Source organism: Rheinheimera mesophila (genome assembly GCF_000986865.1).
GTDB classification, from domain to species: Bacteria; Pseudomonadota; Gammaproteobacteria; order Enterobacterales; family Alteromonadaceae; genus Pararheinheimera; species Pararheinheimera mesophila.
On sequence record NZ_LAVS01000086.1, the window covers coordinates 1 to 12710 of the forward strand.

Sequence of the window (12710 nt, forward strand, 5' to 3'; positions counted from 1 at the left end):
TAATAACGCTGCCAGACCAAAACGATAGACAATGGACCACATTTCCGGCACATCGCCAAGTTGAAACTTAATGGCAAAAAAGGTCGAGCCCCAGATCAAGACAGTGGCCAGATACAAGGTGATGGAGTGGGTCAGCATAAGGCCTCAGAAAACATCAGAATTTAGTCAGTTGGACGAACAGGTTTTGTAAGTTTCTTGCAGAAATCCTGTTGCACTATGCTCAGGGCCGACAGCACTGTTTCCGCTGGTAAATCCTGTTGCTCCAGCAACAGGATCAGTTCTACTGCCAGTTGTACTTCAAGAGGTGCATCAGATAAAGCCGGAGCTTTAGTTTTTGTCACGTTGAGTATCTAAGAAGGCTTTGGCTTTGCTTACGGCTTCACGCACTTTCATTACCATTTCAAAACGTTCGGTCTGAGGCAGGTAAAACGCCATATCCACTTCATAACGAATATATTTAGGCGGTAACTGATTCAGCACTATGCAGCATAAATCGGCCAGATACTCAGTGTCATATTCATCTTCCAGACGTAACTCAACTAAATGATCAAGCAGAAGTTTTTCGTAATAGTTATGGATATCATCATCTAACTTCATCTGTTGCTCCTTGTGTGCCTGAACCTTATGCTCAGGCCTATATTTTCTGCATTAAGCATAATCAGTTCAGCTATAAAACGCTACCAGCAGATGTGAACTTCGGGTTCGCCTGTTAGAATGGCGCGGTCAAAACAACAGGCCTTTGCCTAAGATTAGAAAAATGCAAAAAAATACCACCCCTTGCTACTACGGTGACTATCTGCAACTGGATAAAATTTTAACTGCCCAGGCGCCTGAAAGTGCGAAGTATGCCAATGAGGCCCATGATGAAACTCTGTTTATTGTGGTGCATCAGGTCTATGAACTCTGGTTTAAACAAGTGCTGCATGAATTAAAAGCTGTGCTTGGGGTCTTTGCCGGCGATGAAGTCAAAGATCAGCAATTAACTGGGGTAGTACACAAGCTCAAACGGGTAATTACCATTCAGCAGTTAATGAACCAGCAAATTGGTGTGATGGAAACCATGACACCACAAGACTTTATGTCGTTTCGCGATTATTTAGTGCCAGCTTCTGGTTTTCAGAGCGTGCAGTTTAAAATGCTGGAAATTGGTCTGGGTTTAAAAAGTGAGTACCGTATCGACTTTGATAAAAACTCCTTTTACAGCCGCTTAAACGAAAAAGACCGGCTGTTTTTAGAAGGCCTGGAAACTCAGCCAAGTTTATTTGAACAAGTGGAAAAATGGCTGGAGCGTATGCCGTTTTTACAGTTTGGCGATTTTAGCTTCTGGCAGATGTACCAGAGCGCTACAGAACAAATGCTGAACGAAGATGAAAGCACTGTGCTGTCGATAGAGCAGATTGCCGAACATGAACGGGAAATGCAGCTCAAAGAAATCGTCAACACCAGAGCTAAGTTTGCCGCTTTGCTGGATAAAGACAAATACGCTGAACTGCAGCAACAAGGCAGCTTCCGTTTAAGCCAGCGCGCTATGTTAGCCGCTTTATTTATTACTCTGTATCAGGAAGAACCTGTGTTTAACCTGCCATTTCAGGTACTGACCTGCCTCACAGAAATAGACGAAAATATGACGATTTGGCGTTACAAGCACGCCATGATGGTGCAGCGTATGTTAGGAACCAAGATTGGTACGGGCGGTTCTTCTGGCCATGATTATTTAAAACGCACTACAGAGAAAAACCGTATTTTTACCGATTTATTCCATATGGCAACCTTCTTACTGCCAAAATCGGATTTACCTGAACTGCCTTTAGCGGTGCGTAAACAGTTGGGGTTTTATTTCTCCGGCGCACAGCAGATTTAAATTGTAGAGGCGGGGGTTATCCTCGCCTGTCTTTCAATTCAGGTACGAAGCGCATGAAACCAGTTTTCTGTATCAGGCAATTTCATACCGCTGAGCTCAAAGGCGGCATAAAACAGTTGCAGATGAATTTGAGTTAAGGCCTCAAGATCACGCTGATAACCCCCGCCAATGACTGCGGCCACTGGAATTCCCCGCTTGTGACATTCGCTTAATACATACCAATCACGTTTGGCCACTCCGGCTGTGCTGATATGTAAAAGCCCTAAATCATCCTGCTGATGAATATCGATACCGGCATCATAAATGACTAAATCCGGCTGATGGATACGGAGTAAATAATCCAGACTTTGTTGTACTGCGGCCAAATATTCGTCGTCCGTACAGGCTGTGGGCAACCCTAAATCCCAGCTCGATTGCTGTTTACGGACCGGAAAGTTTTTTTCGCCATGTAAAGAGGCGGTAACTACAGCAGGTTCATCGGTAAATATCGCTGCAGTGCCATCGCCCTGATGCACATCACAATCAAAAATCAGCACTTTATCTACGCCTTGACTGAGGGCATAACGAGCGGCCACAGCTAAATCATTAAATAAGCAAAAACCACTGCCTTCACCAGCAAAGGCATGGTGATAACCACCACTTAAATGCAAAGCTAAACCTTGTTGTAAAGCAAGCTGAACCGTTTGCACAGTGCCACCGACCGAAGTTAAAGAGCGGGTGACTAATTGTTCAGACCAGGGAAAGCCGATACGGCGCATGGCTTTATGATCTAACTGACCAGTGATCAGTAGCTCCGTATACTGAGGCGAATGCACCGACAACAGTTGTTCAGGACTGGCGATTTTAGATACCGTAAATTGATCTGCAGCTACACCCAGCTCTAATAAAGCCTGATGCAAAGCCCGGTATTTCCCTATAGGATAACGGTGTTTAAAAGGCAGCTCGAGCTGACTGTAAATCGGATGATAAATCAGCCCCGGCGGTTTTGTTCGGACCACTGAATTTCTACCTCTAATTCACTGATGGCTTTACGGCAACGGCCTAAACGGGCATGAATGGCCAGCACTCTGTCGGCACTGGTGTCGGCTGATCCACCGGACAACTGGCGTTGCTCCAGTTCCAGCATATCTAATAAACGTCGCTCATAGCCCTGATACTCAGACAGTTGTTGATACAACTCCTGAGTCGAGCGGCGTAATTGCCCCACCATAGCCTGAGCTTGTTCTGACGCATTCGAAGATGTGGGGCGTTTTTTGCCTTTGCCGGGCAAATACCGTAAGTCTTTGGTTTGAAAAGCCCGGCTTAAAGCCTGAATTTGGGCACTGAGTTTGGCCGCTAAGGCCTGTGCTGAGCTACTGCGCTGCTCTGTGCTGGTTTTCAGCCGTTTGAGCATAGCTTCGGCTTCGAGCACATAGTCGGTTAAAAAAGGCGAGTGCGATTGAAACAAATCGCTGTCAAACCAGGCTTTTTGTTGCCAGCTACTTTGTTTGCCATCTATGGCTTTGGCTTGTTGAGTCAGCTGCTTCAGTTGTTGCTCAAGCGCAGCCAATAAGTCTTTCATCCATTACTCCAGGCTTGCCATAACAAGCGCACTGTAATAGCCAATACCATAGTTAAAAACAGCGGCCGGATAAACTTACTGCCAAAACGTATAGCTGAACGGGCACCAAAATAAGATCCGAGCATTAAACAAGCGCCCATCGCCAGCCCCAATGCCCAATAAATGTGACCGAGCCAGGCAAAAGTGACTAATGCAAAAATATTGCTGACACAGTTCATCGAACGCGCCACACCACTGGTGAGCAGTAAATTGATTTTATACAAAGCCATGGTCGACACCATCCAAAACGATCCTGTACCTGGGCCTGCTAAACCATCATAAAAACCCAAAGTAAACCCCTGGGCTCTTTGCTGCCAGAAATGCTTTGGCGTCTGCTCTGGTAAGGTGAGCTGATCATCCGGCTGCATTTTCACCACCAGGCTATACAGAGCCGCGATGACAATAAAAAACGGAATTATACGTTCCAGCCATTCTTTACTGATTAAATCCACCACGAGAGTGCCGCAAATAGCGCCAATGGCCGTGAAGATCAGCGCTGTGCGCCAAAACTGTGGGTCAAACAGTTTACGTCGGTAATAGGTTACAGAGGCGGTGACAGAGCCAAAAGTGGCGGCCAGTTTATTGGTACCTAATACCAGATGAGGCGGCAAACCAGCGGTGAGCAGCGCAGGCACTGTAAGTAAACCGCCGCCTCCGGCCACAGCGTCAATAAAACCTGCGACTAAAGCGACAGCACATAAAGCGGCGACGACCCAAAGCTCTAAACCTAATTCCATTGTTATTCTTCAATAGTTCGTGAAAAGGGCGGCAGGGCATTGAGCATGGCCTTACCATAAGTTTTGGTCACTAAGCGCCTGTCTAAAATAACAATACGACCATGATCCATTTCCTGACGCATCAGTCTACCACAGGCCTGCACCAGTTTTCGTGCTGTGGCGGGCACTGTCATTTGTAAAAACGGATTACCGCCTCTTTTAATAATGGCTTCAGACAGCGCTTCCTCTAACGGCGAGGACGGTACTGCAAAAGGTAATTTCGTGATCACCAGATTGGTCAGCAAAGCGCCGGGTAAATCCAGACCTTCAGAAAAACTTTGGGTGCCACATAAAATACTGCCTTCGCCTGCTTTGACTTTTGATGCGTGCAGCTCCAATAAGGATTGACGGGAGGCTTCGCCCTGCACCAAAAAAGACCAGCCTTTAGAGCGCAGTGCTTCGACCACTTTTTGCATTTGCCAATAAGAGGCAAACAGCAACAGGTTACCAGCTTTTTTATCCATGTACTGCGGCAGTTTTGTGATCAATTCATCGGTAAAGGCATCACTGCCGGGGTCCGTCAGCATTTTTGGCAGCAATAAATGAGCTTTATTTTGGTAATCAAAGGGCGAGTCTACTTTTAGGGTTTGCAAGCCTGGGTGCTGAGAGAGCCCCAACTCCTGTTTGATATAGTCAAAACTATTTAAGGTGGTTAAGGTGGCGGAACACAAGATAGTGGCAAAAGCCTGACTGAATAATAAGTCGTCCAGTAAAAAACTCACCGACAACGGGCAGGCATACGCACTGCTGTGTTGCTGCTCTTTTTGATCAAGACTGAGCCAACGCGCCTGATTGACCTGCTTTTGCTGCGGCACAGAATACAAGCGCCAGAGCTCTGATTGCTGCTCAAATCTGTGTTCTATGGCAGTGAGTTCAAATTGCAGCGGCAAAGCTAATTTAGTCGCTACTTTGTGTTCAGTAACGGCTTCAGATAAAAATTGTTGCAGTTTTTCCACTGCGGACAACGCCTTACCGCTAATTTCCGCCAACTGATCGGCATGGGCAGCAAAAGTCTCAGGCAGGACTGCATCCACAAAACGATAATGGGGCTCTTTAGCAAACCAGGCACTCTGGTTCAGTTCAATCTGGTGCTGCACAGGCTTGAGTTGTTTTAAAAAGTCGCTGGCCAGCTCATCCAGTTTCAATACTTCAGTCATAGCACCCTGCTGTGGCAATACACCGGCCAGTTGCTGGGTGGTCTTTTTTAACTTTTCCAGATACTGAGCTGGAAAATGAAGCGGCGCATAAGCCGAAAAAAAATCACGGCCACTGTCTGGTAAGTGATGGGCTTCATCGATGACATAAATACAATCTGCAGGTTCCGGCAATATTTGCGAGCCTGCATCCAAATCGGCCAACAGCAAAGCATGATTGACTACTAATACACTACTGCCTTCTATTTCAGCCCGGGCTAAGTGAAAAGGACACTGGTGATGTGCCGGATTGGCTTTGTTGCAATGGGCAGGATCTGAGGCTATGCCATACCAATGTTCATCGGCTATCGGCTCTTTTAAGCTGTCTCTGTCCCCCAGCCATTGCCTTTGTTGCCAGTTAGTCAGTAACTGCTGTAATAAAGCAGTGGGTGCTGTGCTTTGAAATAACGGCAATAACTCGGGTTGCTGCAATTGCTGGCGGATTTTTTCGACGCAGGCATAACGCTGCCGGCCTTTGACTAAACAAAACTCAAAGGTTAATCCACTGTGTTTGAGGAAAAAGGGTAAATCCTTTTGCACTAATTGCTCTTGCAAAGCCACTGTCGCAGTCGCTATCACCAGAGTTTTTTTCTGCTTTATTGCAAATGGAATAGCGGCCATTAAATAAGCCAGAGATTTGCCTGTACCAGTGCCTGCTTCAACCAACAGTGTCCTGTCATAGCTGTGGTAGCTACCCGCTAAGGTATTGGCTATTTCGGCCACCATTTTATTTTGCCCCGGACGAGGCTGATAATTCGTCAGATTACTTTTTAGCTGCCGATGAATGTCACGAATTTGATTTTTTAGAGCATCAGTAAGCATTAAAACATCTGGATAAAAAAACAGGGGTTTATCATAAGTCAGTCAGAACTTAAGCGCAATCTTGATATGCAGGTGAAAAACTGAGGTTTTAACTGGTAAATAAATGAAAAAAACTAATTTATAGGGCGTGGAGTTAAGTTTACGGAATTTTGCGATAAATCTCATTGAATTACGCATTTGATTAAATATTGAGCGCAAATTGGTGGTTGGATGAGCTGTTTGGGGTGGAAATTGAGACGAAAACTCAAATTATGTAACTGCATTTCAGGCAGGCCGGTGTAAAAAGCGCGGATTAGCGTGCTCGTTGACAACACCTGATCTAATTTGTTCCGTAAAAGCTGTTGACCACGTTGAAAAATTGCGTTTATTATCGGGTCGTTGTTTTCGGGGTCCACCTCGATTGCGAAATGTTCCGGAGTTCCAATCGCCGCAAAGGTTGGTCATCGTAAAAATAGAATCACTAGATAGTGGTCCAGGGAGAATAAAACATGTTTACAAATAATAAATTGTCAAAGGCGGTGCGCTTAGCAGTTGCTTTTGGTGCAGCTTCTACAGCTGTTTTCACCGGTGCAGTCGTTGCACAGGAAGCTGAAGAAGCCAAAGACGTAGAACGTATCGAAGTGACGGGTTCTCGTATCAAACGTACTGACTTAGAATCTGCAAGCCCAATTTTTGTTATGGACAGAGAAGCCATCGAATCTGCTGGTCAAGTCAGCATCGGTGATATTCTGCAACAAATCCCGGCCGCTGGTGCTGCATTGAACACTGCGTTCAACAACGGTGGTAACGGTGCGACCAACATGGACTTACGTAACTTAGGCGCTCAGCGTCTGTTAGTATTAGTCAATGGTCGTCGTTGGATCTCCAGCTTAGGCTCAACAGTTGACTTAAACACTATCCCTACATCTTCAATCGAACGTGTTGAAGTATTAAAAGACGGTGCATCAGCTCTGTACGGTTCTGACGCTATCGCAGGTGTAGTGAACATCATCACTCGTAAAGATTTCGAAGGCGTTGAGTTCTCTACTTATGCCGGTGAAAACGCTTCAAAAGGCGACGGCCGTAAATACACTGCTGAAATGACTTTAGGTACCACTACTGAGAAGTCAGGTATCCTGTTTAACATGAGCCACACCACTCAACAGCCAATTTGGGCCGGTGATCGTGATGTGTCTGATACAGGTTTCAGCTCTACAGGTGCAAACACCCGTATTGGTATTACCCGTTCTACGCTGTCGGCTGCTAACCAGGCTGCGATGGATGCTCAGGGTTATACCTTCAACGCAACTACCAACCGTTACGATTTAATGACTGAAGAAGGTACTGGTGCTAACACTGGTATCGATACATTCCGTCAACGTGCTGCCGGTAACGCGGATAACTACAACTTCGCACCAGATAACTACTTAGTGACACCACAAAACCGTAACTCTTTCTATATTCAGGGTTACCACGATATCAACGACAACTTACGTTTTGTTGCTGACTTCGTTTACACCAACCGTAAATCTGAGCAAGAACTGGCTCCTATGCCTGTTACTTTGGGTGAGCAGTTTGGTGCGTCAGGTGCTCGCGTAGATATCCACGCGGACAATATCTACAACCCATTCGGCGAAACTTTATACGGTTCATCTGCCCGTGCTATCGCAAATGGTTACACCAACTACACCGCTTACTCGCTGCAGCGCCGCATGGTTGAAGCAGGTCCACGTAACTTCGCGCAGGACGATGATACTTACCGTGGTATGGTTGGTTTAGAGGGTAACTTCGGTGATACCTCATGGTCATGGGACGCACACTATATCTATGGTCAAAACAGCCAGTCTCAGTACACTACAGGTCTGTTGAACTTAACCCGTATCAACCAGGCTTTAGGTGCTAACTGTACTGCTGCAACTAACTGTACGCCGCTGAACCTGTTTGGTGGTCCAGGTTCTATTACTGCTGATATGTTGGATTACATCACTTTTGACAGTGTCGATTCATCAGGCAGTGACTTAAAAGATTACGCCTTTAACACCAGCGGTGACTTGTTTGAAATCCCTGGCGGTACTGTAGGTGCTGCGGTCGGTTTCGAGCGTCGTGAAGAGTCAGGTTTTGATAACCCGGATCCACTGACAGTAACAGGTGAGTCTTCAGGTAACCAGCGTGATGCAACTTCTGGTGGTTTCCGCTTAGATGAAGCATACGCAGAGATTTCAATTCCATTAATGGAAAATCTGCTGTTAAGCCCTGCGATGCGTTTCTCTGACCATAGCGTGTTTGGTAACAAAACTACAGCTAAAGTCGGTTTAGAGTACCGCCCGATGGACGACCTGTTATTACGTACTACCTGGGCTGAGGGCTACCGTGCTCCATCTATCAATGACCTGTTCGCAGGTAACTCTGATAGCTTCCCGAACTTAACTGACCCATGTAACAGATTAAGTGCTACTGGTGCTGTAATCGACGTATCTGGCTTACCAGGTTGTGCTGGCGTACCAGCCGGTTACCGTCAAGGTAATACCCAGATCCGTATTACTCAACAGTCTTCTCCTGACTTAAAGCCAGAAGAATCTGAATCTCTGACTGTAGGTTTCGTATACAACCCAAGCTGGTTAGAAGGTGCGGAATTAACTGTTGACTACTACAACATTGAAGTAACAGGTGCTATTGCCCGTATCGGTGCTGGTCGTATCCTGAGCGAATGTGCTCAAGACGCCTCTTCTGTACTGTGTGATCGTATCGACCGTGACTCTAATGGTAACGTTGTTGACTTACGTAACGGTTTAGAGAACCAGGGTAGCTACGATGTATCTGGTATCGATACTTATGTTGCTTACCGTTTACCAGAAACGTCGTACGGTACATACAAAGTGTACTTAGACGGTAGCTACTTCATCAAAAACGAGTTTAACGGTGAAGAACAGTTAGGTATTCAGTACGGTGATGCTGGTTACCCACGTATCAAGGCCTCTTTAGGTATTGACTGGATGTTGGGCGACTGGAACGCGAACTACCAGGCTCGTTATGTACACCACATGGATACTTACCTGTATTCTGAAGGTCTGACTGCAGCGGATGGTATCACTGAAGTTCTGCCAACTTACATCATTCATGACGTATCTGTTGGTTACAACATCAGTGATTACAATGCTAAAGTGACTTTAGGTGTAGAGAACTTGTTCGCGAAAGAACCTACTCCTGAAGGTATCAATAACGGCTTTGCTTACTCAGCAAACAACTACTCAGTGACCGAATACGATTCAAACATGGACCGTTTCGTTTACCTGAGAGCTTCTGTGAAGTTCTAAGTTAAGTTGATTAAAAAGCCCCCTTTTGGGGGCTTTTTTATTACAGAATGATAAAAAAGAAAGTAATCAACAGAGAGTCAGAGTATGGCTGCTATTGAACCCCAAATAATTTCTATGTTTGCAACACCTTTTGCGGTTTTGCATTACCCTGAGCCTGACCAGTTAAACAGAGAACTGGAAAAGTTCTTTGATCAGTTGACGGCTCGTGGTGATAAGCATCGTAATCCACGGCCACATAATTATGTGCAGGACAATTTATTCGAAAGTAACTTTGATTTGTTCAAATATGACAATCCTGCGGTACAGCAGCTCCGGCACTTCATTTTACAATCCATAGGCTGGATCATCACCCGTCTGAATGGTTACAGCAAAGAGCAACTCAGTTCTATCCAACTGCATACAGACGCCTGGTTTCATATCACTGAGCATGCGGGTTATTTTTATACCCATAACCATCCTATGGCGTCCTGGTCTGCGGTGTATTGTGTTGACCCGGGCGAGGATGTGCCAGGTAAAAAAGACAGTGGCATATTACGCTTTCATGATCCGCGCCCACACTGCTCTGTCTATCTGGATGCTGGTAATGCCAATCTGCAGGGCGCTTTTGGTACTGGTAGTTATAATTTTAAGCTACAGGCAGGGCAGTTATTGCTGTTCCCTTCGTATTTACAGCATGAGGTAGCCCCTTTTATGGGCCACAACCGCCGGATTACCGTGGCAGTCAATTGCTGGACAAACAGGTACGGAGGCTAAAGGTGTTTGCGCTTAACAGAGACAGAGCTGTCTTCGCAGAGCAATTTGCCAAAACAGGAGTGGTATCTATTCCATCCATTTTGCTGCCAGAGTTTGCTTCGGCCATCCGTCGGGAGATGGAAGTCCTGCCGTGGGAGACCGCTTATGTGGAGGCAGGAAAAGCAAAGAAAACCGATATGCGCAAAATGGACAAGGCACAGCGACAGCAGATTTTACAGCAGGTGGTGCTTTCTGCCCGTGAAGACAAGTATCAGTTTTGTTATGACACCTACATGCTGATCACGCATTATTTGCAAAGAACCAACCCGCATAGTGTGTTGCATGCTTTTGTCGAGCATATCTGTGGTGAAGCCATGCTGCAGTTTATGCGAGAGATCACGGGCGCACCGCAGATCATCAAGGCTGATGCCCAAGCGAGTTGTTATTTACCCGGTCACTTTTTAAAGCAACATGACGATGATGGAAAGCCAAGTAATCAGGAACGAATAGTGGCTTACACCATAGGATTTAGTGCGCCCTGGCAAGCGCATTGGGGGGGATTGCTGCATTTGCAAAACCAGGCAGGTGAAGTGGAGCAATCCCTGATGCCAAGTTTTAATACGCTCACTGTTTTTTCTGTGCCACGACAGCACTTTGTTTCTCAGGTAGCAAGCTACTGCCCTGAGCCACGTTTGAGCATAGTCGGCTGGTTTCGCAGTGACAGAAATTAATGGATACCATGATGAATACATTTTCGGTTGAAGATCTTCAGCGGCAGGCTGAAGCAGGTGATGCAGGCGCTCAGTTTCAGCTGGGTATGTTGGCATTAAAGCAAGATGATTTCCGTACAGCCTTAGCCTGGTTGCACAAAGCGGCTGAGCAAAAAATTCCCAAAGCAGCAGAGGTGATTGGCACCTTGTTGTTAACAGGACAAGGGGTACAACAAAATGCCGAACTGGCGTTTGAGTATTTTCGTAGTGCTGGCTTAGCTGGCGATGCGCAGGCGTTGTACCGTTGTGCTGAACTGATGTACCGCGGCAAGGAAATTAATCAGGATCAGACCGGAGCTCTGGACTGCCTGATTGCATCAGCGCAGCAAGGCTACCCGTTGGCGCTGCGAGCCGCTGCTTTTTTTCTTTGCCATCAGGGCAAAACCCAGCAGGCTGAGGATTGTCTTCGTTTGGCCTCTTATGCAGGAGACCCATTTAGTCAACATAGTCTGGCGGTAATGCTGGAAGAGCGCGACCCGGCAGAAGCTATGCATTGGTTTGGCTTAGCAGCTAATGCGAAATTAAGTCGGGCCAGAGTCAGATTTTTGCAGATGCAGCAAAATGCAGTGGTGCCAGCGCCACGTGAAACAGAAGATTTAGCGGCGATTTTTCAACAGCTCAGAACTCAACTTGCAGATTTAACTATACCGACAGAGCTCGCTGATGCAGAAATTAAAACATTGCATGCCAGTCCTAAAGTTCAAGTGATTGAGCAGGTTTTCGACCCAATGGAACTGGATTATGTGATCCACCACGCCACTCCGATGCTCGAGCCTGCTCAGGTGGTGTATGACAATGCCAGCACCAGTTATCATCACTACCGAACAGGGCAGACGGCGGCCTTGGGCGGCCGTAATCTGGATATAGTGTTGTTCTGGTTACATGAACGTATTACCAGACATGCAGGTTTATCTCAGGCTCAGGCCGAACCTGCCGCTGTGATTCAGTATCTGCCCGGTCAGGAATACAAAGTACATCTGGACATCTTACCTGTGGGTTCTGATTTTGTACTGCCTGAACAAGGTGGTCAGCGTCAGGTCACAGCCTTGTTGTATTTAAATGATGATATGCGAGGGGGTGACACTGCCTTCCCTAAACTGAATTTAGCTGTGAAGCCAGTCAGAGGGTCTTTGCTGGTGTTTCACAATTGTGATGAGCGGGGAGACTATTATCCCGACAGCCTGCATTGCGGCACTGCGGTGGAGCAGGGCGAGAAGTGGGTGATGTCTTGTTGGTACAGGCAGTTTGCACTACCGGGACGTCAGTCTTAAAACGGCAGCTCAGGAGGTATGTCCTGGGCTTTTGCAGCGCAGACTTTGCAGCGTTGTGTGGCCGGATCGCAGGCCAGACGTTCAGCTTCAATCTGCGCTTCACAATCAGCACAGACGCCATAAATACCCAACTTAATTTGACTGATCGCGGCCTGTACTTTTTCCAGTCGATGTCTGGCTGTCGCGACAAAAGACGGACAATATCGGCTCAGGCTTTCTGGCCAGAGTTGAGGTGGAATCTGTAGTAATAAATGGTACAGCTTCCCATCATCTGTATTGCTGCTGTGTTGTAAGCTCCACAGGATGTGCTGTTCCAGTTGACGATGTTCCAACTCTAGCTTTTGTAGGTTTGGATGCGGATGAAGTATAGTCATAACCTGCTCCTTAAATTT

General features: G+C 46.5%; 12 protein-coding genes. 5 read left to right on the forward strand and 7 right to left on the reverse strand.

Annotated features, from left to right (window positions below):
- Positions 1-161 precede the first annotated feature (161 nt).
- Together SD53_RS12670 and SD53_RS12675 are read right to left on the reverse strand one after the other, a co-directional pair.
- Positions 162-341: a DUF2496 domain-containing protein gene (locus SD53_RS12670; protein WP_046518538.1), complete on the reverse strand. Its 180-nt coding sequence runs from the start codon at positions 339-341 to the stop codon at positions 162-164.
- Positions 328-597 carry a late competence development ComFB family protein gene (locus SD53_RS12675; protein WP_046518539.1) on the reverse strand — a complete coding sequence of 90 codons (270 nt, stop codon included), beginning with the start codon at positions 595-597 and terminating at the stop codon, positions 328-330. Before SD53_RS12675 ends, SD53_RS12670 begins: the two co-directional genes overlap by 14 nt.
- A gap of 160 nt (positions 598-757) precedes the next feature.
- Between SD53_RS12675 and SD53_RS12680 the strand changes: the two genes are divergently transcribed.
- Entirely contained in the window at positions 758-1861 is a 1104-nt protein-coding gene (locus tag SD53_RS12680; protein ID WP_046520572.1) for a tryptophan 2,3-dioxygenase family protein, read from the forward strand.
- Between the two features lie 38 nt (positions 1862-1899).
- On the opposite strand, the gene SD53_RS12685 is transcribed toward SD53_RS12680, so the two are convergent.
- Genes SD53_RS12685 through dinG form a run of 4 tightly spaced genes read right to left on the reverse strand, consistent with a single transcriptional unit; the run spans position 1900 to position 6252 of the window.
- Positions 1900-2859 carry a histone deacetylase family protein gene (locus tag SD53_RS12685; RefSeq protein ID WP_068226372.1) on the reverse strand — a complete coding sequence of 320 codons (960 nt, stop codon included), beginning with the start codon at positions 2857-2859 and terminating at the stop codon, positions 1900-1902.
- Positions 2832-3422, reverse strand: a complete 591-nt coding sequence (priC, locus tag SD53_RS12690) for a primosomal replication protein PriC (protein WP_046520574.1) — start codon at positions 3420-3422, stop codon at positions 2832-2834. The genes SD53_RS12685 and priC overlap by 28 nt, the downstream gene beginning before the upstream one ends.
- Positions 3419-4198 (reverse strand): sulfite exporter TauE/SafE family protein, encoded by a 780-nt coding sequence (locus SD53_RS12695; RefSeq protein ID WP_046520575.1) that lies wholly within the window; start codon positions 4196-4198, stop codon positions 3419-3421. Before SD53_RS12695 ends, priC begins: the two co-directional genes overlap by 4 nt.
- A gap of 2 nt (positions 4199-4200) precedes the next feature.
- The gene (gene dinG, locus SD53_RS12700; protein ID WP_046520576.1) at positions 4201-6252 is read right to left on the reverse strand and encodes an ATP-dependent DNA helicase DinG; all 2052 of its coding nucleotides are present in this window, start codon (positions 6250-6252) and stop codon (positions 4201-4203) included.
- 488 nt (positions 6253-6740) lie between these two features.
- Here dinG and SD53_RS12705 point away from each other — a divergent pair, with 488 nt between their 5' ends.
- The 4 genes from SD53_RS12705 to SD53_RS18080 all read left to right on the forward strand — a co-directional run bounded on the left by SD53_RS12705 (position 6741) and on the right by SD53_RS18080 (position 12318).
- On the forward strand, positions 6741-9545 hold the full coding sequence (locus SD53_RS12705; protein ID WP_046520577.1) for a TonB-dependent receptor plug domain-containing protein: 2805 nt from the start codon (positions 6741-6743) through the stop codon (positions 9543-9545).
- 84 nt (positions 9546-9629) lie between these two features.
- Positions 9630-10298: a putative 2OG-Fe(II) oxygenase gene (locus SD53_RS12710; protein WP_046520578.1), complete on the forward strand. Its 669-nt coding sequence runs from the start codon at positions 9630-9632 to the stop codon at positions 10296-10298.
- A gap of 2 nt (positions 10299-10300) precedes the next feature.
- Positions 10301-11008 (forward strand): 2OG-Fe(II) oxygenase, encoded by a 708-nt coding sequence (locus SD53_RS18075; RefSeq protein ID WP_052749370.1) that lies wholly within the window; start codon positions 10301-10303, stop codon positions 11006-11008.
- Positions 11009-11019: 11 nt separating this feature from the next.
- On the forward strand, positions 11020-12318 hold the full coding sequence (locus SD53_RS18080; protein WP_052749371.1) for a 2OG-Fe(II) oxygenase: 1299 nt from the start codon (positions 11020-11022) through the stop codon (positions 12316-12318).
- On the opposite strand, the gene SD53_RS12725 is transcribed toward SD53_RS18080, so the two are convergent.
- Positions 12315-12692: a TraR/DksA family transcriptional regulator gene (locus SD53_RS12725; protein ID WP_046520579.1), complete on the reverse strand. Its 378-nt coding sequence runs from the start codon at positions 12690-12692 to the stop codon at positions 12315-12317. The two genes, SD53_RS18080 and SD53_RS12725, sit on opposite strands and share 4 nt — an antisense overlap.
- Between the last annotated feature and the right edge of the window lie 18 nt (positions 12693-12710).